We start from the raw sequence: 24,735 nt of genomic DNA, 5'->3' as shown, positions 1-24,735 counted from the left end.
GATTGACAGAAGCGGGCTTTTAGCTTGTTAATTTGGTGACCGATTTTTTTGATTGGTTTTGAAAATGTCATATGTCTCTCTGTAGCTTATTGATGTGAAAATTTCATTATTACAAGAAATCAATAGCTGTGTCAATATGTTATGACATCTGTGGCTAAATTAATTTTCTGAATTCTCAATAAATACAACTCGTTCATAAAGGCCAAGCCTTAAAGTCGTGCCATTAGCTGGTGACCCTTTTTTTGTGCCTATCAGAAAGTCAGAATCTAAAAAAACACCTCTTTTGTAAGGGAGACCCCAATAATTCCAATTGTGAATTCGAATATTATACGAAACATATCATTCATATCATGAATATCATCTTATTGTATCAACATAACGTATACTATTAGCTGCCATATAAACAATAAGAATAAAAAATATATAATGATGTATGCCATACATACATATTTAATATGTCTTTAATAGAACTTTATTTCAATAAATATTTATTACATTACACACACAGATAAAAAGAAAATAAAAACATATATTTCATATTTTATATTTTACTGTAACGTATACAACTACGTATACAATGTGGTATTCATAATTATATACACTTCTGTATTCAATACATTTATTTTTAATAAAAATAAAAAACACTTTACAAGGTGATTTTGAATTGCTACAAAGTGAACATGAAGTTTAAAGGTAATGAGCCTTGCTTCGTATCAAATTAATGGTTCTTCTGTTTTTATGTAGCATCTCAGAAGATAATGTCATGTTAATGTAATTTTTTAAGGAGGAAGAAATGAAAAGAAGACGTTGTTTTGTAATGAGTATTATCTGCTTTTGTTTAATGTCGTCCCCTGGCACTGGTTTTTCTGCAACACAGATGTTTGAACAGGCACTTCAAGCCTTGCCCCAAGAGGATCGTGAGAAAATTATGGACAAGATGGCTGCGCGGCATATACGCCTCATGGAAGAACAAAGGGGGCTTAAAGCGTTAGCGGCTCAAGAAAAAGATCAATTGGCAGCAGCAATGGCCGTTCAAGAAAATCCGTTATTACAGAAGTACCTTGGTAAACGCGCTACTCCAATGCATTTAATGGAAAAAATGAGAAATAAGGTGATGGGAAATATTACCAAGGATATCATTTCCCATAACAAAGCATTGTGTATGCCGATTGTTCTGCCGCATTTATCAAAGGAAGTAAGAAAAAGGATCTTGGTGACGACTATCCCGATGTTTACGACAGGGATTATCCAAAGGGTTCAAAAACGCTTTCCAACAACTCAATAGATGCTTAAACAGGTACTTATGATGTAACTGTTTTTTCTTGAATCAATGGATCAATCAACGACCAAACTTCGGAATATTCCGAGGTGTTAACATGAAAATGAGGAAGAAAGATGAAAAAAATAATAGTGATATTAACACTCGGACTGGCTACTGCTATTTTTGTTATAGTCGGTTCCGTCTCCGCAGTAGAGGTGGACATCAAAAACCACACTACTGAGATAACAGATGACAAGAAAATTGAAAAGCGGATAGCTGAGATGCAAAAAGAGATGATCAGAAAAAACTTCTCTGCTCGGCTGCTGAAAAACCAAATGCGTTCCGACATGATGGCAACGCGTATTCCCCAGAAATTCTTGCAGGATAGCATTCAACCTGTCATAGCAGAAAAAGCGCGTACTATGATTTTACCTATCATAGCGGAAAAAGTGCGTGCTATGCAAATGAAGGCTTTGATGATTCGCTAAGGACTTCAAGGGCATACTCTGTTTTCTCTCTACATCCGTTGAGGAGATAGCAGATTATCGCAATAAAGCTGCAAGGATTGCCGAGGGAACAGGGCAGTCCTTGTAGCTTTTTTTTGTGGCTCTTCGCAGATTAGCAAATCCATCCTTCATCCCCTTTTTAGGATCAAGAAGTCAAAGGAGTGGACCTGTTTATCTAATGATTGGATAAAAAAGCCCAGCGATTGGATAAAAAAGTCCAGCTCGTGGACAAAAAGATCCATAACATGGACTTTCTCGTCAAAGGAATTGACCAGGAAAAGCCGAATTTTCCCTTTTTACGCAAAGAGGTTACTCGTTAACAAGCTATTGTATACTGTTAGAATCCGACTCCAACAGACTAACAGCCCGCTGAAACTTCATTACCCCGCCGGTCTGTTCCGGCAGCAAGGCAACAAGCCCAGTTCCTGTATGGTCCAGCTGGTTTTCCTGATTGATGAGACCAAGGAAGCCCATCGCCTCACGGGATAGCTCAACAAAGCTTGCCTGCTTAAGAAATTCCACCCGAGTTTGATAAGTAAATAATCCCTCCACATTTTGCGGTAAGGATTCCCGTAAACGATTACGGAGTTCAGGCTGTGTAGTCGTTGTAAGATACTCCGGTAAACTACGATGCCCGCAACGGAGCCAGTCATAACGCAACAAATCCAGCAGCAACTTCCCGTCCTTCCTCTTCCCGAGTAAATCCGCAAGGATCTGAGTCATCAGTTTATGGGTCCGCGATACCTGAAAGAAATTATATTGCCGACAGAGTTGAAGCAGCTCATAAAAGAAGGCAAAGGGTTCCTCTCCGGTCTGGAGAAGGTACTGCCAGAGAGAACGAAAAAACCGATTATTATAAAAAGCCTCTACACATTCACAAAAATCATACAAATCAGCCAACTGAGTATGATCCAGCCAGCGGGTCGCCAGCACTTCATACGGTGGCTCACTACAATACATCAGGCCAAACTCTTCTGCCTGGCGAGCAATCTCGGTATCAGGCAGAACCTTGAGCAGGCCCAATTGGATATAATGCGGCCCAAGCCGGAAGACCTGATGAAAAGAATCCCGGAAACTTTCCTCCGTCTCAAAAGGAAGCCCCAGAATAAGATCCACATGCAGATGAATCGTATCCAGAGCAAGCAGACGCTGGATATTACGGCAGGTCGCCTCAAGGTCCATTGTCCGGTTTACTGCTGCCAGGGTTGGTGTATGAAAGCTTTGGATGCCGATTTCAAACTGAAACTGATCACAGGGAACAGTGGAGAGCAGAGCAAACATCGGCGCAGTAAAGCGATCCGGGGCAATTTCAAAATGAAAACGAACCTGCTTTGTCTGCTCAATACAAAATTGCCAGATCGCCAAGGCCCGATCAGGTTGATCATTAAAGGTACGATCCACCAGCTTAATAATCATGGGCCTGGCTGCAATGAGTGCTGTCAGCTCCTCTTTGACCAGCTCAACAGGCTTGTGCCGCACCCCCTTAGAGCCAGAGGAAAGACAGTAGGAGCAGGAAAAGGGGCAACCACGAGATGATTCATAATAGAGCTGGCGATGTTGCAATGCCCCTGTGAAGTCATCCTCCTTGTAGGGCGAGGGGAAACAAGAGGCTTTCTCAGCCTGATACAATGCTTGTAAACGCCCCTGTTGAAGATCATGATAAAATCCCTGCGGGGCACCCTCAATTTCCCCGAGAAAAAGCGTACATTGCTCGGGTAATTCTCCCAAGGCCTGGGCTTCAGGACCACCAAGGATAATTATCAGATCAGGTCGGAGCCGGGCCAGATCGTGAATCAGGCGGTGGACAACTGCATGGTTCCAGATATAGACAGAAAAAAAAACCGCTTTACTCCTTTCCCTGCTGATCCGTAACAAGGTGGGATAATAGGGATCATTAATCGTAAACTGACTCAAGAGCAGGGAATGCCCAGGCAAGTGCTGTTCCAATGCATTGCGGACATAAAAAAGGGCCAGGCAGGAATGGGAAAAGCGACAGTTAATACTGACAAGATGGAACATGGACTTTGTTTGTACTGGCATTCTGGTTTCAGGCTGTTCCCTGCTTCATCAGAGAGACAAGCAATGACGGATTGATCTTATTTTTTCGGCGTGGCCCGCAACACAGTCCCATCAATAACCAGCTCACCCGGCCCTGTGTTACTCCGAATGCCTATGGCCTTATAGACTTTCAGGCTTTCCAGCACAGGTGAGATAACCTGATCAATAAGAAGTTTACTCGTGGCCCCGGCCTTATGGTCCCGAACAGCAATCATAGTGCCAGCCCAGGAGGCCAGCTCCTGAAGCGCAGTGATCATCTCTGGAGTGCGGGCAAAGAAGTGGAGATTGGCAGGAACATCCAACCTGGTATCCACAGCTTGGTATTCATCTCCCTCAGCCAATGGTGCTTTTGGCCTGAGCAGGATATCCCTGATCTGCTCCCTGCTGTCTGCAAGCAAGAGGTATCCATTAAAAAAAGCATAGGAAGGTTGTAACATCCCCTGGGCCGCAAAAAGAGACACAACCGGAACGCCACCTACCATAGTACGTTTCACCGGAAGATCACCAATAATTTTCTGGAAAAATGCATCAACTTTTTTACGATTCAGAATTTCAATACTGAGACAAAGACGAGGAACCGGAAAAAAACCTGCTGTACTGATCCCTGCTATATGGACACTGAAGTTCTTCCCAAACACACCAAGAAACTGGTCCATGCTCATGTCGGTTTTTGCTTTGATCCAGGCAGCAATCCTGTCCGCAGATGCCAAATCATCTTTTTCTCCATGAGCAAGTGTATTTTGCCACCAGAGCCGGGGCTCCAGCCAATTGAACCACAAAGAAAGGAGCAGATCATCCGGCACCTCTTGAAAACTGTGGCTGAGACTGGGAAGAGTACTATAGATATGCTGCTGAAAAGGATACAACTGATCTTGTGAAAAATGGACACGGGTTTGGAGATGGTCAATATCTTCTTTGGAATGATGATAAAATCCCATAGCTCTCACCCCAGGAGCCCAGGAATAATTGTATTGCTGACTTTTCTTTTTTGAACCGGAGCGGACAAGCAGGGCCTTGAAATGGAGCTTAAGACGAAATAAATCTGCGTAAAGAAACAAATCTGTTTGGGCTGGTCGCTCTTTCTCCACCCGTATGTACTCTTGATTCAGCAACAGATCCTTTCGTTGATCCAGAAAATGCCCGAAAAAAAGAGCAATACTTTCCTGTATCCGCTGTTGGGCAAAGGACAGAACAATGTTGCCGCCCATTGCAGTAAGATAGATTTTTTGCCTCTTTTGCAGCTGTACAACATACACAGTCATGCCTGCGATATTTTGTGCTGTCTGTCTTCCCTGAAAAATTTCAAGCAAGGCTGCAAGTATCGGCTCAGGATTATCCTGCCCAACGTCCATGACAATAAGGAGATCTTCCAACAACGGCTGTGACTGCTTCTTTTCCTGAATAAATGAAGAAAATGATGAAAGCTGAGCAATAAAGAGGGGCCTGTTAAAAAGCTGACCAAATAAGGGGTGGCCCAGTACCTCCATCAGGCATGAAGTATTTTGCTCCAGCGATCGACGGAGGGCACTTTTTATCGTGAGCCGTTGCAAAACAGCAGGCCAGTTGATGGCATTAAGGGTTTGTCCAAACCGGGAATCAAGAAAACTTTTTCCTGTTGCTGCTGCATCTGGTAACTCCAGAACGAGCATCGCATGGTGAGGAATCAACTGCTGGGGCCGCAGTGATCGGGAATGGAGGTGCAATTGTTGCGCTATCCCCTGAGCAATCACTCGGGATACTGTTGACTGATCGTTTCTGATAAGGCGACGAACAATCCCTGTGTTGAGCAGATCCTCACCTGTGGAAAAAATTTTTTGCCAATATATCAGCTGGGCATCTTCCTGGGTATTTCTTCCAGAGGGTTGAATACCCTTCTCAAAATAAACAGCAAACAGAGACAGGACCAGGCACAGAGCAAGAAAGGGATAAACAACAAAGAACGAGCGCTTCATGGAGATAAACGGCAGAAGAACATTTTGCCCTCCTGCCGATAAAGGATTATCACTGCTTCTTCCAGGTCAAACCGTGAACTCGGTTACCCAAAGGTCATGGAGATTGCAAAAACTGGTTGCACAGGCCTTGCCTTTATAGCCTTCAGGCAAATCAAAGCTTGATTCCGGTTTATCGGCATGAGTGAAGGTCTTACCACCGATAACTGTACCATCTTCAAGCACAACGGTATGGCGAACAATGAAATGCGGTTCTGTCATGGGATGCGCTGTCACAACAGAAACCTTACCTTCAGCCACTGTTACTTTGGGCGCATGGCTGCCTGCCTTTCCTTCCCATTTTCCCTGTTGTTGCTCAGTGTACACGATTCCGGCATGGGATGCTGCTGTCTCGCCAGCAAACACAGGAACAGTTGAGGCAACAGCAACAGCTGAAGCAGCAACAGCACTGGTTTTCAGGAACTCTCTTCGATCAATCATCTTAGATCCTCCAAGTTGTAACATGGTTTATGTTTTTTTGTGCAAACGAGATATATCCTGCTCTGGTTTGCACAAAGCTTTGCATCCTTGCTGGGCTTTGATCTCTTTTCGCATTTCTTCAATCCTGTCATGGGCAGCATGCAGGGCCTCTTTTCGTGTTATTTCAGAGACGTTCTGCTCAATCTTCTCAATAGCTGACAGCAACTTAAACAACATCAGGAAGACCATGAGAAAACCCATGAGGACCACAGCGTTAAAATTATCAACCACACCCATAATCCGGGCAAGAATCAGGGTGAAATTAGGGTAAATAGCGATCAAGGCCATTCCGCCCCAGACAGCTAACCGGACAAAGAGCTTGAAAAGGGTCTGACCGGTTTCCCGGTTGACAAACTCTTTAATGCCCAGATAAAGCATGGTTGATGAAATAGCGACAACAATGACCTGATAAAGGTGTATTTTCATTTTTTCTTTATTTCTGGGGCATGGTGGAGAATGAACAGGACAACAGAACCAATCACCAGACCTGCCACAAGACTGGCAAGCATGGTTGGCATAAAATGGAGTCCATCATGCACCACTGCAATATTATGTACGTACATGCCTCCACCCACGAGGAGCATGGCGATGGTGCCCACAAATTCGAGCAACCTGATGATCTTCGGGAGCGAGGCTATGAGAAGCTTGCCCACCTTGGTAAGTATTGTAGACAGCAATCCCGTTATTGACTGTGCATACTGAACCAGATACAACCCCATGTCGTCAAGCTTAACCAACAAAGCAACAAGACCATAGACACCAACTGTGGCTAATAAGGCTATGAAACTCACCACCAAAAGCTGCATAACCAATTGCTGATCCATGACTGATTCCAGGGCGATAACGATGATTTCTATGGAAAGAATGAAATCTGTTCTTACAGCAGAGCGTATTTTTTCTTTTTCAGAGAGTTTTTTTACGGAGGAGGGATGGGAAGCATCTCCATGCGCATTTTTTGCAAAACGATGGAGAAGCCATTCGTAAATTTTTTCTGTTCCTTCAAAGCAAAGATAGGCTCCACCCAGGAGAAGAATGGGAACGATGAGTCAATCCATATAGGTACTCAGGAGGAGGGCTGCGGGCAGGATGATGATTTTATTGATCAGAGATCCTTTGGTGATGGCCCAGATGACCGGGAGTTCCCGCGAAGCGTGGAAGCCAATGGCTTTTTCCGCATTGGCCGCTAGATCATCGCCCAGAAGACCAGCGGTTTTCTGGGCTGCTATCTTGCTCATGGCAGAGGCATCGTCCAGCAGCATGACTATGTCGTCTAATACTGCAAGTATACCGCTCGGCATGTTTTATCCTCTCATGAACGTCGATTTTCCTCATATGTTCTTATGTGCTTGTTTGTGGCGGCAATGGGTAACTGTACTCGTTTTTTCTATTCCATGCAGAGATTTTTTTCTCTCTGGATTCAACTGATAAACGCATGACATGTATTTTCTTGAATATCAGTTATATAGATAGAGGTTGTAGACTTATTATACGAATTCAGGCTTGCTATCGGGTGTTGTAGAATTTCCGGTTTGTCAGAATGATTTTCAGCGGAACGTTTCGCATATTTAAGTTTGGCAGTAATAGCGTTATCAGCGATTCACGGGCCGTACAGATATAAATATCTAAAACAACTAAACAAGATTAAGAAAACCTCACGAAATGATTTTCTATCTTGCTGATTTTATAGAACTAGCTGACCTTTCACTTTCTTTTTATAAAAAAATATCTTACAAAACTCTTTCATTAATTATTTTGCAATATACAATAATTACAATATTTTAAGTCGTTTTGGTATAAATTCTCGATAAATACAAGAAAGTAGTAAAATCAAATTGTTACAGACGTAAAGGCACTGTTATACACAAGGGATCTAGAAGCTAGATGTAGTAAATCCAGGGTGCTCACGCCTTAATACATTAAAATAGTTAATTTTAAATAAATTGCAAGAAATTACGTTTTGGTCCGGGAATAGCTGTAGCGTTATCTACCCGCTCAGCTAGGACGGCTTTCCGTCTTTACGTGACGGAGCAGTAGCGGACGCCCGAATATAGCGATGAGCACCAGCAGGCCGAGGAAAACGAGTGCCAACGGATCAGTTGAGATCAAGCGAACAACAAGAGCAACTGAAGCAGCGGTCGCGGCCAAGGCACCCGATCCTGTGATGATCCGCAGACCTGCCCGCTGCTTGAAAGCAAGGCCGCAGACAACGGCAAATGTGAAGAGAAACGAGAGGCTGGCAGCCTCAACAAGGCTGGTGAGCGTTCCGACAGCGGCAAGGACTGCTGCCGCCGCACCGAGTCCGACGACCGCCCGATTCGGTATGCCCTTTGCGTTCTTGTGATCCAGCACGGCTGGCAACTCGCCATCCTCGGCCACCCTGTATGCGAGACGTGCTGTGGCGAACAGGGTGGCATTGATGGCCGACCCGGTGGAAAATGCCGCAGCAATCGTGACGATAATGACACCGACTGTTCCGAATGCCTGTCGCCCGGCAATAGCCAGCGCGACCTCCTTGTGCAGGACCACCTGATCCGCTCCGATCAGCATGGCCGTGCCAACGGCAACAGCGATGTACACCACGATCACAACGACAATCGCCGACAACACTGCGCGGGGCAGTGTCTTTTGGGGGTTATCAATATCCTTGTAATCGTAGGTCAGCAGTTGAAAGCCCTCATAGGCCATGAACACGGATGCCGCTCCGAACAGTGCCGCGCTGATTCCGGCATCCGGCACACCCTGCGAAAGCATCCGGGTATCCCACTGTGCAAGACCCCCGCCAGCCAGTCCTACAAGCACGACCAGTTTGAACCACACAAGAAAAATCTCGATACTGCTGGCCTCGCCCACACCCCGCAGGTTCAGCCCAATAAATAACGCCATGATGGCAACGCCAGCCATACGCGGGAACCAAGGACCAAGTCCCGCGACATGCCCGAGGTACTCCCCGAAGGTAAACGCATACACCGCATTTGTGAGCACATACCCGACAATGAGAACCCACGAGAGGCTCCCGGCGATCCCTTCCGCATTGACCTTGCGGAGAAAAGTGAACGCCCCGCCTCCTTCATCGTAATGGGCGGCTAATTTCACGTAGCTGTACCCGGCGGCTAGGGCGATAAGACCCGCAATCGCAAAACTAAGCCATGCCCATGCACCGGCGATTCCGACAACCACACCGAGCGTTGAGAAGATGCCGCCGCCGACCATGCCGCCTACGGCCATCGACCATGTCGCGTTGAAGCCAAGCTTAGATTTAGACTGATTCATATTAACACTCTTCTAAGTAACAAAAAGTTTATGTTTTTGTTATTTTGAAGTTTGGCCCCGGCCACAGGCCGGGGGGAGCGCATTCAAATTGCAAAATACGGTACCCTAGTTCCACTGTGGCAATGGAGCGCAGTGGAATTGCCGTCCGGTGAAGCACCGGGGTATGTGCTCTCATCTTTGCCCAATCCTGGAACGACTAACATCTCGGGCAGTGAGCGGTAGAACATAGAATTTGCTTATCGTCATCCATGTTTGTGGCCTTCTGGCACGATAGGATTCTGTCGCAAAAACAGGGCTTCCATAATCAGGATAGCCAGCATTACGGCACCAGCGACACCAACCACCAGTGGATCGCTAAATATCTTAATCCAGACGAAGCCAGCCAGAACGATCAGATCAAGGATAATGGCGGCGATCAGAAAAACGAGTCGAGCACCAATTTCATGCCGGAGATACCGCAATATCCCCCAATGTATCGCAATATCCATAATCAGATAAAAAATAATTCCCAAAGCCGCAATGCGCGTCACGTCAAATAATATTGTCAACAGCAAACCAAAAACGATTGTATAGACGAGAGTATGCTTCTGGATGCTACCGGGCATGCCAAAATGGCTATGGGGAACGAGTTTCATTTCAGTCAGCATAGCCAGCATCCGGGAAACCGCAAATATGCTGGCTATGATGCCGCCTGCTGTTGCCAACATGGCCAGAACAACCGTAAACCAGACCGCGTATTCGCCAAGGGCAGGCCTTGCGGCTGCGGCAAGCGAGTAATCTCTTGTTTCGATGATTTCCTGAAGTGATAGGTTACTTGCGACGGCAAAACCAACCAGCGTATAAATCACAACACAAAGAGCGATGGAGATCATGATGGCTCTGCCCACATTTCGTTTCGAGTCTTTCAACTCCGAGCCACTGTTGGTGATCGTGGTGAAACCCTTAAAGGCCAGAATGCCAAGTGCCGTTGCGCCGAGAAAGCCCGCCATTGAGGCGTCAGGAACCGCTGTTGAGAAATTCACTTCCACCGTGTCAGCCACCATTACGCCGACAACGCCAAACAAAACGATGCCCCCAATCTTGATAAATCCGATCACCGACGCTACACCCTCGATCATACGGTTGGCGGACAGGTTGATCAGAAAAGCCACTAGCAACAATCCTACACCCAGTGTCGGCACCAGCAGGCTGGTATCGTCGATGTCAAACAGCTGTAATGTATAAGCACCAAATGTACGCGCCAGAAAACTCTGGGCAATCACCATGGAAAAATACATCAAGAGGGAATAAAAGGCTGTTGTCACGGTGCTGCCATAAGCCTTTTTCAGGTACATGGCAATCCCGCCAGCCGAAGGATATGCATTCGACATTTTGACGTAAGAGTATGCGCTGAATGAGACAATCACCGCAGCCGAAAGAAAAGCCAGGGGGAAAAGGCTCCCGGTCATCTGGGCCATCTGACCCGTCAAGGCAAATATGCCTGCCCCAATCATAACGCCGGTGCCAAGTGCAACTGCACCGAGCAATGTCAGGCTATCTTTACGATAATGCTGTGTCCTATCTTCGTTTTTATTCATAAGACCACCTTATTTATTTTATCCAAAATCGGCGATTGCTATCCTCATTACACAACCGAGATCGAACGGCCAGTTTCCTGACTGACCTCATTATTGTTGGAGATTTGCCTTTAATTTAATTCGAATTTCTTCAATTCGTTTTCGGTTAACGCCAAAGTCTGAATGTCCAACACGAGATGCCGATCGAATATGTATGATTACATCTTCTTTTTCAATTGCTGGAAAATAAAACTCAACATCATCAATAAAACGAAACAACTTAGATTTAAACTCTGCTCGAATATAATTATCCTGAACTACGATAATTTTACTTCGCTTCCATGCTTTAAGAATCTTCAGGAGCCGGTTTTGTGCCTCTTGCTGTGTACCAACGAGAAGGATGGGTTGGATAAAATGCTTTTCATCTGTCGCTTGACTGTTAACACAATTTGGCGTTTCCGGGCATTGCATTAGTTGGTCCTTGTCAATTCCTAACGGGTGTGGATCTTTTGCTTCGACGGTCACGAAAAGTCAGTTAGTTAGTTACGGGTACCATGGTAGTTTTTCTAATAAAATCAATGGTAGTTGTTTTAAAAGAGCCACACCCAATTCCTAACTTAGGCATAGTTCCTGTACATCCTATTAAAAGAAAACAAATTATTAGAACAGCGGGATGGGCTTTATCATACGGCGATTGTATTTTGCTTATTCATTGTGATTACGAACCAGCTATACCGGCTCCGAAAATGACTATAGATTTCATTTTTAATAAATTGATATTTAATTCCAGGTAGTTGTGATGGTCAATATTATTTGGCTACCCCGCTGCTCTGCGGCGGGGTAGTTCATTAAAACGGCCATACCCATAACAGCATGGGTACGCTCACCGCGACCACAATGACTTCCAGTGCCAGACCCAGCCGCCAGTAATCGCCAAAGCGAAATCCTCCCGGACCAAGGACGACCGCCCGATTCGGTATACCCTTTGCGTTCTTGTGATCCAGCATGGCCGGCAACTCGCCATCTTCGGCCACCCTGTATGCGAGCATTCATCTATTTTTTTACAGGCTGTCGAAGACTGCTTTGAAAATGCTTTTTTAGCTGATGGGAGATTTAGTTAAAATACTCCCGGACTTTCGCTGCAATCTGGGGGTCTGTCATCTGATCAGCTGTTTCCACCGCTTGGATGAGGTGAGCGAGGTGGTCATCTTCTAAACGATTTTTCAGCTCACTTTTTGCCTCTCCAGGACCAAAAAGCAAAATGGATTCGGCGTTACGAAGCGCCGAGATGACCTCATCGTAGTAGCTGTTGAGTTTGTCGGCAAATTTTACATCCTGTCTGCCATCCGCTTGAACCTTCTGAGCTTCATAGGGGGTCGTCGAACGTACCCCGTCAAACCGTCCGGGCTGTTTTTCTGCCTTTGATTCGATAACGCTTGTTTTCTCGCCCTTGCCCGAAACCGTCACAATCAACGCCTTGCGATGATCAATCCACAATCCCATATTTGTTTTCATATCTTTCCCCTTTCTTCTTGTGATGAATATTTGTGAAATCGCTATGCCTTATGTTCGGATTCATTCCAAACAAATATAAAACAGGTCATTAACCGGATACTGTTGCCGAAATTTATGAAAGAAAAAAAAGCCAAAGGAAAAATATAATTAGAGATAAAAAAATACAATCGATAAGTTGTGGTGCTTTAATTGCGTATAAAATATCATCAATTTTGGATAAACTTTTAATCCACAGGGGTTGATGTTGGTCTAAAACTTCAACTTTCTCGTCAATCGCTTTTGCGGCTCTTCTGCCGCTTTCCACAGCACCTTCAATACTCCATACTTGAGCTTGCGTCTTCGTGTGGGCTCCGGCTAAAAATAGATTTGAAACCGGCGTTTTCTGGGCAGGTAAATATGCCTGGGTATGCGTTGAATTAACCCATTTAGGCTGAAGAGATGTAATCCCTTCAGCGGAAAATTCCCACTCATGCCAAACTTCAATTTTAATAATTGGAAATTCTTTTAATCCTTTACCATTATTAGCCTCTTTGATTAATTCATCAAGCGCACCGCAACTTAAAATTTGTGCTTTAACTTCTTCGATAAATTCTTCTTTCATACAAGTATTTACCGGCTTATGGTAAATCCTTCCCGGAACGCTGCTAATACAAGATGTACCCGTCCAAAGAGATTTAATATCTCGCCCTAAATCCACTTCGTTGCCCCAAACTTGTTCTTCGGCGAAAAGGGTTAAATTAAATTCGGAATCACTGACCACAACGGCAGTCCTCTTTCGCGGAAATTTAATTTCTTCGGCAAATGCAACTCTAAAAGAGACTTGAGTATGAGGGCCGTCTTGAATAAGGGGTTTAAATAAATTTAACTCCGCCTGCCTCTCAAGCGCGGGGGTCTGGCTTAAAATATCAGCCGTAATAAAAGGATTAATGGCTAAAATATAAATGTCGCCTTGAATTTTTTCTTCGCCACAAAAAGCAGAGATTATAGTCGTTCCATCAAACTCTAATTTTGTCAGAGCTTTCTCCCAATAGAAGTTTACTCCTTTTTCTTTAAGGTACTTAACCCAAGGATTAAACCAGTATTCACTGCTGGGGCCTGTAAACAGCAGCCAACCGGCTCCGGTTCCTTGCGTCCACGCGGGACCATATTGATCAGCTTTATGTCGGTGTGCGGCTTTTGTGGTCAGTTGTTTTCTGAAAAAATCACCGGTAGTGTGTAATGAAACATTTGACCAATCCGAGCCAATCCACGGACCAAAACAGGAACGCCAGGTTTTATAGGCTTTATCTCTAAGTAAAGGTTGCCAGGCTTGAGCCGCATTACGTCCGGCATATTTTATTTTACTTCGATTATTGGCGGTCCATGTTTTAAGCATCAAATAAGACCATTTAATAAATTCAAACGTGTTCATCCTGAACATTTTAGGAATACTTTTAAGTCCTTCGTCGTAAAATTGTGCTTTATCGGTATCAGGGAAAATTCCAAAATCAACGGGGCGGGAGAGGGCTGAATCATAGATGCTTCCTTTTTCATTAAAAGGAATTTTTTTCATTAAATCAAAAGCATTATGATACCAAGGCCCCATACCGTGCCAGGAATATTCCGAAGGCATATTGTCTTTACCAAGCCGGGAGCTTCTAAAGAATCCACCCGGCTGATCAAGAGCTTCATACACCGAAACAGTGTATCCTAATTGGATTAATTCATGGGCAGCACTCAATCCAGCTATACCAGCTCCAAAAATAACTATAGATTTCATTTTTCCCCAGGGCTCGCCTGCTTGATATATTGATAGAAGTCGCTGTCCGTGGTGAGGATCAGTACTGAATTCTTATTCGTTTTCTCCTTGTAGCTTTCAAGGGTGCGCAAAAAAGCATAGAATTCTGGATTTTTATTGTACGCTTGGCCGTAGATTTGCGTCGCTTCAGCGTCGGCTTTGCCTTGGACCTCCTGCACTTGGCGGTAGGCCGTTGAGCGGATCTGGCGCAGCTCTTTTTCCATTGTGCCGAGGATCTCGGCACTGCGGCCCTCACCTTCGGAGCGGAACTGCGCGGCGATCCGTTTGCGCTCGGAGATCATGCGTTCATAGACCTTTTCGCGGACACTTTCCACGTAATCCAGGCGTTTGATGCGCACATCCACCAGTTCGATGCCGTATTGCGGGATGATCTTTCGTGCCTCAGTCAATATCGTGCGGGTAATCTCCTCCCTGCCCCGGGCAATCTCCCTTTTTAGCTCTTCTTCGCGCTCCTTGGGGATTTCCTTCAGAGCCTCGTCCTCGGGCACTTTCCACGATGCGCTGCGCACGAGTTCAACGAGTTCACTGCTCGACACCTGGTCGCGTACCACCGAATCGAGTATATCATTCAAGCGCGACTGGGCCCCCTCTTCGCTGGCCACATTCTCCAGAAATTTTTTCGCATCGGCAATCCGCCATCGGGCGGTGGTGTCCACCCAGATGAACTCGCGCCCCTTGGTGGGAACCTGGTTGGGGTCGCCGTCCCAGACCAGCAGACGCTTTTCGAATCGCCGGACCTCCTGCACAAGGGGCAGTTTCATGTGCAGTCCCGCCTTGGTCACCGGTTCCCCGACAGGTCGGCCAAACTGCACGACTATGGCCTGCAGACCTTCTTCCAATGTATATAGACCGCCATAGAGTGCGATACCGATCACCAGCACAATCGCGATGATGACTGCCTTCAAGGTAAACTTCATGGTTGCCTCCCTTGTGTTGATGGTTGCCCGCTGGATTCCAATGGGAGCCAGGGCACCATGGCCTTCTGGTCCTTATCCACAATATAGAGCCCTTTCATGGCTGACAGGAAACCGGTCATGGCCTCCAGATACAGCCGCCGGCGTGTGACCTGCGGTGCCTGTTCGTATTGTCCTAAAATGGCCTCAAAACGGGTGGCCTCTCCTTGGGCCCGGTTTACGCGTTCCAGTGCGTAACCTTCGGCCTCACTGATGCTTTGCGTAGCCACCCCTCGGGCTTTGGGGATTTCCCGGTTGGCCTGTTCCTGGGCTTTATTAATCGTTTGCTCTTTGTCCTGACGGGACTCGTTGACTTCATTGAAGGCCGGTTTAACCGTATCCGGCGGAGTTACATCCTGAAGTTCGACGGTAACCAGACGTACTCCGGATTCATAGGTTGTCAGGATTTTCTGGATCTCGTTTTTAGCTTCACTGGCCACTGCCACCCGCCCGGTGGTCAGTACATCGCTGCCCAGACGGTTGCCGACCGCTCGGCGCATGACCGCCTCGCTAGTGTCGCGGATTGTTTTCGAAGTGTCGCGTACCTGAAACAGATATCTGATCGGGTCTTCGATGCGGTACTGGACGATCCACTGAACATCGATGACGTTCAAATCCCCGGTGAGCATCAGCGACTCGTCCTTGTAGGCACCGCGCGTATCATAGCGGGTCTTTTCACCGGGAACGGTGGAAACCGCGACCGTCCGAAACCCGAACTCTTCTTTGAGTACGCGGGCCGTGGGCAGCAGACTGACCTTTTCGATACCATAAGGGAATTTGAAATGCAGTCCCGGATCGGCCGTGCGCATAACCTTGCCGAAGCGCTGTACAATCCCCGTCTCCTCCGGTTGGACGGTGAACCATGAAGTCCATAAGACCACCACCACGGCAACGACAAGGATGAGGACCGGCCCGCCTTTGAATTTTTCAAACTGTTTTCGAATTTTCTTCAGCACATCATCCAACGTCGGTTTGGATCCCCCTAGGGGTTGATTCCGTTCAGTCATAACTTACCTCCTCATTAATGAGCCGATCAGCTTCATCAACGCTTGTTTGTTCAGGGCGAATACCTTTGGACTATATGGATTCCTGCTCCTCTTCCAAACCGGTTCCTGAGATGGCGGACATGGTTCATGATCTTTGCATAATCCGGCAGGGGTGCTTTGGTATTTTCAAGATTTAAAGTTAATTTTATGATTCCAAATCATTTTTCATCCGGTCAAATTCCTCTTTATTGATTTCACCATTTGCATATCGCCTGTTCAAAATATCCAAAGGCGTTTCAATGAGCGAACTATCGGAGCCTTTTGATTTTGAAATCCGAATCAGGAAATAAATACCGATACCCGATAAAACCAAAATGATTAACCACATAAACCCTCCTCCATAACCGTATCCCATCATATGGCCCCTGCCGCCCATAAAGTTGCCCGGACCCTGTGCACAGGCAACAAACGTCAGTGGTATAAGATTTGCCAAAGCAGAGAATATTCTTTTCATAAGCATTTTCTTTACCTCCTTAACTTATTGAATCAAAAACTTTCTTCAACTTCTTTTCGATTGCGGAAGCAATCTGCTCCAATTCAGCATTGCCGATCATTTTCATAGCCACTTTCGGTTTGATGACTGAAACAACGGTTTTATTCTGCTTTTCGAAAATCACGACATTGCAGGGAAGCATCAACCCGATATTTTCCTCGGCAAGAATAGCTTTGTGGGCACTCGGCGGGCTGCATGCACCCAGTATCATGTACTTTTTAAAGTCGATATCCAGTTTTTCCCTGAATTTTTCCGATACGTTAATTTGTGTCAGGATACCAAAACCTTCCTTTTTCAACTCGTTTGTAACGTTATCCAGTGTTTTTTCAAACGAAGTGTCAATTTCTTTTGTAAATCCGTAATCAATCATTTTTAAACCTCTGTTATAGGGTTTTACGAAAATTCTTCAAATCTTGACGTTGCGCAACCGCAGTGCATTGCCGATAACCGACACGGAACTGAAACTCATTGCCGCCGCCGCGATCATCGGGCTTAACAGCAGGCCGAAAGCAGGATACAGCACACCGGCTGCAATCGGCACCCCCACCGAGTTATATACAAAAGCGAAAAACAGATTCTGTTTGATGTTGCGCATGGTGGCACTGCTCAACAAACGGGCGCGGACAATGCCCCTGAGATCTCCCTTGACCAGTGTAACGCCCGCGCTTTCCATGGCAATATCGGTACCGGTGCCCATGGCAATACCGACGTGCGCTTGGGTCAGAGCGGGTGCGTCGTTGACGCCGTCCCCGGCCATGGCCACAATCCGGCCGTCATCTTGAAACTTCTTGATCGCCTCGGCTTTCTGGCCCGGCAGAACTTCGGCCACCACCTCATCCAGATCGAGTTTGGCGGCCACCGCCCGGGCCGTGGTATCACTGTCGCCGGTCAACATGACAATGCGGATATTATCCTGATGAAGCAGTTTGATCGCCTCGGCGGTGGTCTCCTTGATCGGGTCTGCCACGCCTATCAGGCCTGCGAGCTTCCCGTCAACCCCGACAAACATGACGGTCTGGCCATCCTTGCGCATGGTTTCGGCTTTGGAGGCCAGTTCCTGCACATCTATCTTCAATTCCTCAAAAAGTTTGATATTACCGAAGACGATCTGTTTGCCATCCACACTGCCTTTAACCCAACTTTGTGACACGGAGATCGCAATTACTTTGAAATCAACAGGTTAAGTCTTTCGGGAAGTCATTCTTGGCACCACATATTTTTAATTTTTATTTTTTCTTATAATTCCAATATGATAACATTTTTCTGATGAGCATGACAATAGTATACACGAAAACTCGGTGATTTCAAGCCAAAAGGGCCACTTCTTGGCACCGCAAAACGGTTAGACAATGTAACTATTAAATATTACGGAAAAAGTAATTTTACACCCAACGAACAATCAGGCAGTTAAATCAAGTTTGATAATTATTCTCACAAAGTTGGGTTAACACCTTTGCCGGTCTTCGATTCAAAATCGGCGGCTTCGACCAAGTCGATATCTCTTTCTTCGGCACCATTAACGATGGCCGCTGCCAACGGATGTTCACTCCCTTTCTCAAGACTGGCGGCCAGACGCAGCATTTCCGTCTCATTGCCGCCAGCAACTGTACTGACAGCAACGACCTTGGGCTTGCCTTCGGTGAGTGTGCCGGTTTTGTCCACTACCAGCGTGTCCACTTTCCGCATGACTTCAATGGCCTCGGCATTTCTGAACAGGATTCCCATGGAGGCCCCCCTGCCGGTAGCCACCATGATCGACATGGGGGTGGCCAGACCCAAGGCGCAGGGGCAGGCAATAATGAGTACGGCTACCGCATTAATCAAAGCATGCGCCATTTTCGGATCGGGACCGAATATACTCCACACAATAAAGGTAATGACGGCTGATCCCACGACTGCTGGCACAAAATAACCGGCCACCACATCGGCCACTTTCTGGATGGGGGCGCGGCTGCGTTGAGCCTCGGAAACCAGGTGGACGATCTGCGCCAACAGTGTCTCTGATCCTACCCGTTTGGCTTCCATGATCAGCGTTCCTGTACTGTTGACCGTTGCCCCGATTAATTTGTCACCCTTATTTTTCTCTACAGGCATGGACTCACCGGTGACCATTGACTCGTCGATCGAGCTTTTCCCTTCAGCGACGACTCCGTCAACCGGTACTTTCTCGCCCGGTCGCACCCGCAACTTATTGCCGGACTGCACCTCTTCGAGTGGAATATCTTCTTCAGTGCCGTCATCCCGGATTATTCGGGCGGTTTTGGGAGCCAGCTCCAACAGGGCCTTGATGGCTGAGCTGGTCTGGCCGCGGGCCTTCAATTCCAGAACCTGCCCCAGCAGAATCAGGGTAACGATGACGGCAGCGGCTTCAAAATAAACAGCCACAGCGCCCTCTTTTCCTCTGAAGGAAGCCGGGAATATTTCCGGGAATATTGCCGCGATCAGGCTGTAGATGTAAGCAACCGACACACCCAGTCCAATCAGGGTGAACATATTGAGATTCCAGGAAACGACGGACTGCCAGCCCCGCACAAAAAACGGCCAGCCGCACCACAACACGACGGGTGTGGCCAACACCAATTCGATCCAGACAAGGACATTTTTCGAGACGACCCGCGCCAATGGGTTACCGGGAACCAGGTCGCTCATGGCCATAATAAAAACCGGCAGCGTAAGGATCAGGCTGACCCAGAACCGGCGGCGCATGTCGGCCAGTTCGGGATTTTCATCCTCCTGACCCGTCTCACCTTTTGATTCCAGGGCCATGCCGCATTTTGGGCAACTGCCGGGCCGGTCCTCCAAAATTTCCGGGTGCATGGGACAAGTGTAAAGAACATCTTCTTTTTCGGTAGCATGGACTTCCGGTTCATCACTTTTTGCCGCCTGTTCATGTTTTGCAGGATAAGCCGAGGGATTTTCCTTAAATTTTTTCAGGCAATTTTCGCTGCAAAAATAGATTTTCTCTCCTCCCTGTTCGGTATGATGGGGGCTATCCTTGCCGACGTCCATGCCGCAGACCGGGTCTTTCAGGACGTTTCCCTCTGCCGCTTTATCCGGATGAGGTGTTTGATCATGGTGATGATGCGCGTGCTCCTGATTCATGTTCTTTTCTCCTTTTTTTACAAGAAAACTTCAGGGTGTGGTTCGTCCAACGCTCCCACTGCTCCATCCTTCGTTTGTTTCTCTTTCCCTGCGCACAAGGCAGGTTCGGCTTCGAGCGATTCGCAAACGCACGCCAGCACCTTGATAAAAAGCGAGTCCGCACACGACGGCAAACGTGAACAGGAACGTGAGGCTCCAGGCAAACCCCTCTGCATTGATCTCGCGGAGAAAAGTGAACGCTCCGCCCCCTTTGCCGTAATGGGCGGCAAGCTTCACGTATCTGTACCCCGTAGCCGGGGCAATCAGACCAGCAATTGCGAAACTGAACCATGCATGATTACTGGATTCATTAGGTCGAACTCAGGTTGTTACCAGTATTTCGGACGACCGTAGAAATCGTATAACCGTACTTCATACTCACGGTTCACCACAGTCGAAGGGTCATATTCCGGGCTGTCCTTGACCTGCTCTCTGGTCAGAGCAACACTCACCTTATTATCCGTCCAGTCTACCGAATCTATCCAGGTCGGCGGCACCAGCACCTTCTTCCCCGGCAACCAATTGCGGGTGTCTACTACCATATACCGGATAATCCAAGTCTCATCATCTACGATAAAGTCTTCCACATGGCCAACCTCATCATCTGTCGCTTGAATGTGGTAACCCGTTACTTCATGAACAGAACGGAGATGATCATCTCCTGAATCCACTTCGGTAGTCTTATTTTCTGGCAATATTTGATCATATAACACTCCCGGGTAAGTCACGGCTCCCCATGCATAAGGGCCACCACCCCAGTAATAAGGCCAGCCGTAATATTGGGTCCAAAGGATTTCATGCTGTCTGCTGACCGGTGCGTCTTTATCAAGTCCCGGTGCTTCTTCGATCCGTTTTTTCGTCAACCGGATTGGAAAAACTCTGGAACTCCAGTCGGGTTCGCCAAGTGAAATGGGAGATAAAAGGACCTTTCGTCCCGGTAACCATTTGCCCGTGTCCGCCACCATGTACCGAATGGTCCAAAAACGGTCATCAAATAATAAATCTTTGCAACGGCCGATCTCCCCATCTTCTGCCTGTAGGACATAATTGTGAATCTCTTTTACACTGCGTAACATTTTTTATCTCCTTTCTGAATTTGTATAATAAGTGCATAACCTCCACAGATCCCCTGATACAGGGGGAACAGCTTTTAATAACGTCAATACCCGCCGTCAATACCTGCCGTATCATTTTTCCTTGATGTTCAGCTATTCTTCAGCGATTCAAAACCCGAGACGACATCGAACAGTTCCTCGTCAATGCCGCTCTGGCGCAAACTATGGAACGTCCGATTGAGGCTCTCCAGCAATTCGTCGATGTTTTTGTCGGCACGCTGCATTGCCGCTAGGCGGCTCGCGTTTTCGCTTGCAAGTGATTCGGCGCAGGCCCGGAAGAGCGAAACAAAAAGATATTCGCGGATGAGTGCGCGCAGAGTCGTGCTGTCGCCCATGATCTCGGGTAAGTTTCCTGTCGGCCAAGGAAGCTTGGCGAGCTTGCGTCGCCAGTTTTCATCCAAAGGCAGCAACCGCTGACTAACCGGTGCATAAACCGAGCCCGATCCGGGGCGGTTGTAGAAAAGGTAAAGCGGCGCAACGCCCTCGTCCGGGCTGCGACCTGCCTCGCTTTCCACCAGAATCTGCCCGACGAGCGGGGTGATGGCCTTGACGGAATTCGGTACCCCGAAGAGGCCGACCAAAGGCAGGCCCGCATCGGTCAAACGTGCATGAACACGTTCGCCGACAGCCCAGACCTGAAGTCTGCCGGGCAGCGTTGCGAGGGTCTTCATCGCGTAATCGGCCACCACGTCATTAAATTGGCCCACCAATCCCTGATCGGAACCGAACACGACCGCGTTTACCTCAACCGTATCCGCTTGTCCTGTGCCTCCAGTTAAAAATGCCGTTGAACCGGCACCACGGAAACAGACGCTCAACCCCAGCTCCACCGTGCGATTGTAGTCGGCCAACGCACTCACCGATTTTTCGTATTGTCCGATGCTCGAAGCGGCCAAGGCCTTCATCGTGCGGACGACGGATTGGAGATCTCCGGCACTGCTGATTTTTCGGCGCAGACTCGCCGTAGTCTCGCTCATGATGTTTCCTCGGGTTTAGGCGTATCATCGCCTTATACGTTGAACTTGCCGCCGGGTGTGGATCTCCCGGTTTATCAGTCACTATTCAACGATTATTATCAATAGATATCAATGCTTCTCGCGCAGAACCATTTGTGATAGACGATCCAGGTCTGCGTCCGTTACCGTTGGAAGAAAGCGTTTTCGATAAAGCTCGTCGTGTACGATATTTACAATGGCAACCAGGGGTGCGGCGATCAAAACCCCCAGCACCCCGAAGGCGGCGACGCATAAGAGCATGGAAAAGATCACCGCCACCGAATGGAGCTTCATGCTACGCGCCATGATCAGGGGGCAGATTATATTGTTTTCTAAGACCTGCACGGCGAGGTAGGCGAGCAAAACCCAGAATGGCGTTATGCCGCCTTCGCCCATAGCGAACAAGAGGGCAGGTACCGCGCTCAGAATGGGCCCTAGGTAGGGAATCGCTTCGAAGAATCCCGCGATCACCCCCAGCACCAAGGCATCCCAAAATCCGAAGAAGAGCCACATGAGGAGAAACACCAACACGCCGACTGACAGCATCGCCAGCAGTGTCGCAAATGCCCAAGTGGGAACAAATCTTCCAACCCGTTGCAGGATGATCAAGGTCTGTTCATGGTGGCGCTCAGGTACAATCAAAAAAAAGGTGCTGAAAATCGGGCGTGGATTCATTAGCGTAAAGATTACGCCGAAGAAGATCGTCGCCAGTACGATCAGCACCTGAGCCGTGTTGAACGCAACCACTGTGAAGCTGCCGACCACACCCTGAATCATCTGGCTTAGCCTAGAACGAATAGATTCCGATTCTTTCCTAGTTTTTGGCGAAACCGGTTGAGAGGTTTGTCGAGCGGCTTCGGGTTTGACCTCATCTGTCGCAGTCCGGGCAATTTCAGTGGTGACTTCTGTCTGGAGTTTTTCCTCGGAAAGCACTGCTTGTTGCTCCATTTTGATCAGGGGCTTTTGGAGACGTTCCCAGTAAGAGGGTAACCGTTCCGAGAGCTTGGTGATAGCGTTATTCATCGGCCCAAAGAAAGCCCAGCCCGTCAAGGCAATTACCACAACTAATGCCGACACGATCAGCCCGGTCGCGCTTTTTCTTCCGGCCTTCAAAGCCCGCATCCGTGAGATCACCGGATTGACTGCGAGCGAGATCAACACAATCATCAGAAACGAAAACAGAATAGGAGACAGCAGCGAGAATGTTTGGATGAACGCAAACAGCACCGCTCCCGGTATTAAATAGGAAAGGAACGAGCGCGGCCTTTCTTCTATTTTTTGATTGTTTGGCATGTTTTTTTCCATTGTTATCCTGTCACCCGATTTGTCAGTCAAAATTCAACGGTTAATATCCATAAAATAGGACCAAGCCCCAGATTATGAAGTGCTGACAGACTCAGTATGCTCCAGAACTACCCGGTACGCATCCATCCCGCGACTGCGAAATGCCTCAGCTGATCCCCAGAGATACAGTCGAAAACGACGATAAAGCATGTCTCCCCAGCGGTTGATAATTTCATCACGGGCGGCTTCCAGGTTCTCAGCCCATGCTTTGCAGGTGAGGTAGTAATTTCGCCGGTCGTTATAGACCTCCAACACCTCCCACGGGCTTTTCGCCACTTCGGCCAGGAACGCGTGCAGGCAGAAGTAGGCATGGTCGCCCGGAAAGATGTAACGGGACACGAAAGTGGCTTTGGAATACTTTTCTCGGTAGGCGCTGGCATCAAGATAGACGCGCCCTCCGGGTTTCAGCAACTCTTGTAGATGCCTCAGCACCGCCGAATAGTCGGGCAGATGCTCCATCACCCCAAGAATAACAATGGCATCGTAAGGAGCGGGGGAACTGTGCTCCCAGAAATCCTGGTTAAACACTTTACAGGGAAGCTGCTGCTTTGCTATCAGGTCGGTCAGAAAGATATTGGACTGCTGTGAAATGGTCAGGGAAGTGACCTGAATGCCGCGTCGTCCGGCATGTTCTGTGAAACTGCCCCAGCCACCACCAACATCCAGGACGCAATCTCCCGGTTTCAGCCCGCAGGCATTGATGGCAAAATCAAGTTTGCGTCGTTGGGCGGTTTTCAGGCTCTCGTCGTCCCCTGCGAAAACGGCTTGCGAATAGCAGCGGGTCTGGTCCAGGAACTTGAGATAAAATTCGTTGCTGAAGTCATAGTGTCCTGCAATGGCCTGCCGGTTGCTCCGTACCCGGCCGACAAAGTATGGCGCTATTCGCTGCCACATGGATTGCAGCGGATGGCGGTCGCTCAATAGCCCGCGGAGACTGGCAAACCCCAGCATGTCACCGGCAACATCCAGACTGCCTGCCATGTACGCTTCGCAAATTTTCACCTCATCCAATTTGAGCAGCGCCGCCAGGCCCTGACGATCCTCCACCAGTATCTTGACTGCGGGATCACCTTTTCCCAGACGATAGACTTGCCCGCCCCATAACTGGATCTCAATCGGGAGCCGTAGCTTGTCGGCGATCCGTTTTTGAATCCGCTGGAAGATTCTGTCATAACGCGTTGCCAATGAAACTTCGGAAAATTGTTCCATCCTTATC

The 24,735-nt window shown here is 47.7% G+C and carries 21 protein-coding genes and 2 pseudogenes; 2 read left to right on the top strand and 21 right to left on the bottom strand.

Features of this window, described 5'->3' with window-relative positions:
* Positions 1 to 793 precede the first annotated feature (793 nt).
* Both L2082_RS02730 and L2082_RS02725 read left to right on the top strand, forming a co-directional pair.
* Positions 794 to 1,285 (top strand): hypothetical protein, encoded by a 492-nt coding sequence (locus L2082_RS02730; protein ID WP_446008815.1) that lies wholly within the window; start codon positions 794 to 796, stop codon positions 1,283 to 1,285.
* Positions 1,286 to 1,395: 110 nt separating this feature from the next.
* Complete coding sequence (locus L2082_RS02725) at positions 1,396 to 1,749, top strand: hypothetical protein (protein WP_446008814.1); 354 nt, start codon at positions 1,396 to 1,398, stop codon at positions 1,747 to 1,749.
* Positions 1,750 to 2,091: 342 nt separating this feature from the next.
* Here L2082_RS02725 and L2082_RS02720 read toward each other — a convergent pair whose 3' ends face one another.
* The 21 genes and pseudogenes from L2082_RS02720 to L2082_RS02620 form a co-directional block, all read right to left on the bottom strand.
* Entirely contained in the window at positions 2,092 to 3,807 is a 1,716-nt protein-coding gene (locus L2082_RS02720; protein ID WP_446008813.1) for a DUF4080 domain-containing protein, read from the bottom strand.
* A 56-nt stretch (positions 3,808 to 3,863) separates the two neighbouring features.
* Positions 3,864 to 5,777 (bottom strand): hypothetical protein, encoded by a 1,914-nt coding sequence (locus L2082_RS02715; RefSeq protein WP_446008812.1) that lies wholly within the window; start codon positions 5,775 to 5,777, stop codon positions 3,864 to 3,866.
* 66 nt (positions 5,778 to 5,843) lie between these two features.
* Complete coding sequence (locus L2082_RS02710; protein WP_446008811.1) at positions 5,844 to 6,254, bottom strand: desulfoferrodoxin family protein; 411 nt, start codon at positions 6,252 to 6,254, stop codon at positions 5,844 to 5,846.
* A gap of 27 nt (positions 6,255 to 6,281) precedes the next feature.
* Complete coding sequence (locus tag L2082_RS02705) at positions 6,282 to 6,719, bottom strand: DUF2304 family protein (protein WP_446008810.1); 438 nt, start codon at positions 6,717 to 6,719, stop codon at positions 6,282 to 6,284.
* Positions 6,716 to 7,591: pseudogene (locus L2082_RS02700) on the bottom strand (DUF808 domain-containing protein). Before L2082_RS02700 ends, L2082_RS02705 begins: the two are co-directional and overlap by 4 nt.
* Positions 7,592 to 8,285: 694 nt before the next feature.
* Complete coding sequence (locus L2082_RS02695) at positions 8,286 to 9,563, bottom strand: APC family permease (protein ID WP_446008809.1); 1,278 nt, start codon at positions 9,561 to 9,563, stop codon at positions 8,286 to 8,288.
* Positions 9,564 to 9,805: 242 nt separating this feature from the next.
* Complete coding sequence (locus L2082_RS02690) at positions 9,806 to 11,140, bottom strand: APC family permease (RefSeq protein WP_446008807.1); 1,335 nt, start codon at positions 11,138 to 11,140, stop codon at positions 9,806 to 9,808.
* A gap of 90 nt (positions 11,141 to 11,230) precedes the next feature.
* Positions 11,231 to 11,644 (bottom strand): DUF1499 domain-containing protein, encoded by a 414-nt coding sequence (locus tag L2082_RS02685; RefSeq protein ID WP_446008806.1) that lies wholly within the window; start codon positions 11,642 to 11,644, stop codon positions 11,231 to 11,233.
* 255 nt (positions 11,645 to 11,899) lie between these two features.
* The gene (locus L2082_RS02680) at positions 11,900 to 12,172 is read right to left on the bottom strand and encodes a hypothetical protein (RefSeq protein WP_446008816.1); all 273 of its coding nucleotides are present in this window, start codon (positions 12,170 to 12,172) and stop codon (positions 11,900 to 11,902) included.
* A 60-nt stretch (positions 12,173 to 12,232) separates the two neighbouring features.
* On the bottom strand, positions 12,233 to 12,634 hold the full coding sequence (locus L2082_RS02675; RefSeq protein ID WP_446008805.1) for a hypothetical protein: 402 nt from the start codon (positions 12,632 to 12,634) through the stop codon (positions 12,233 to 12,235).
* A gap of 112 nt (positions 12,635 to 12,746) precedes the next feature.
* Entirely contained in the window at positions 12,747 to 14,393 is a 1,647-nt protein-coding gene (locus L2082_RS02670) for an FAD-dependent oxidoreductase (RefSeq protein ID WP_446008804.1), read from the bottom strand.
* Entirely contained in the window at positions 14,390 to 15,349 is a 960-nt protein-coding gene (gene hflC, locus L2082_RS02665; RefSeq protein WP_446008803.1) for a protease modulator HflC, read from the bottom strand. The genes L2082_RS02670 and hflC overlap by 4 nt, the downstream gene beginning before the upstream one ends.
* Positions 15,346 to 16,392 carry an FtsH protease activity modulator HflK gene (hflK, locus tag L2082_RS02660; RefSeq protein ID WP_446008802.1) on the bottom strand — a complete coding sequence of 349 codons (1,047 nt, stop codon included), beginning with the start codon at positions 16,390 to 16,392 and terminating at the stop codon, positions 15,346 to 15,348. The genes hflC and hflK overlap by 4 nt, the downstream gene beginning before the upstream one ends.
* A gap of 184 nt (positions 16,393 to 16,576) precedes the next feature.
* On the bottom strand, positions 16,577 to 16,885 hold the full coding sequence (locus tag L2082_RS02655; protein ID WP_446008801.1) for an SHOCT domain-containing protein: 309 nt from the start codon (positions 16,883 to 16,885) through the stop codon (positions 16,577 to 16,579).
* A gap of 19 nt (positions 16,886 to 16,904) precedes the next feature.
* Positions 16,905 to 17,294, bottom strand: a complete 390-nt coding sequence (locus L2082_RS02650) for a DUF302 domain-containing protein (protein WP_446008800.1) — start codon at positions 17,292 to 17,294, stop codon at positions 16,905 to 16,907.
* Positions 17,295 to 17,330: 36 nt separating this feature from the next.
* Positions 17,331 to 18,059: pseudogene (locus L2082_RS02645) on the bottom strand (HAD-IC family P-type ATPase); the annotation flags it as partial.
* A 296-nt stretch (positions 18,060 to 18,355) separates the two neighbouring features.
* Positions 18,356 to 20,026, bottom strand: a complete 1,671-nt coding sequence (locus tag L2082_RS02640; protein ID WP_446011430.1) for a heavy metal translocating P-type ATPase — start codon at positions 20,024 to 20,026, stop codon at positions 18,356 to 18,358.
* A gap of 368 nt (positions 20,027 to 20,394) precedes the next feature.
* The gene (locus tag L2082_RS02635; protein ID WP_446011429.1) at positions 20,395 to 21,141 is read right to left on the bottom strand and encodes a PRC-barrel domain-containing protein; all 747 of its coding nucleotides are present in this window, start codon (positions 21,139 to 21,141) and stop codon (positions 20,395 to 20,397) included.
* A gap of 128 nt (positions 21,142 to 21,269) precedes the next feature.
* Entirely contained in the window at positions 21,270 to 22,157 is an 888-nt protein-coding gene (locus L2082_RS02630; protein ID WP_446011428.1) for a F0F1 ATP synthase subunit gamma, read from the bottom strand.
* Positions 22,158 to 22,265: 108 nt separating this feature from the next.
* Positions 22,266 to 23,480 (bottom strand): AI-2E family transporter, encoded by a 1,215-nt coding sequence (locus L2082_RS02625; RefSeq protein ID WP_446011427.1) that lies wholly within the window; start codon positions 23,478 to 23,480, stop codon positions 22,266 to 22,268.
* A 72-nt stretch (positions 23,481 to 23,552) separates the two neighbouring features.
* Entirely contained in the window at positions 23,553 to 24,728 is a 1,176-nt protein-coding gene (locus tag L2082_RS02620) for a class I SAM-dependent methyltransferase (RefSeq protein ID WP_446011426.1), read from the bottom strand.
* Between the last annotated feature and the right edge of the window lie 7 nt (positions 24,729 to 24,735).

It is taken from the genome of Candidatus Electrothrix sp., assembly GCF_052785085.1.
Note: the sequence above shows the minus strand (reverse complement) of the source record. Positions and strands in the feature narration are given on the sequence as shown.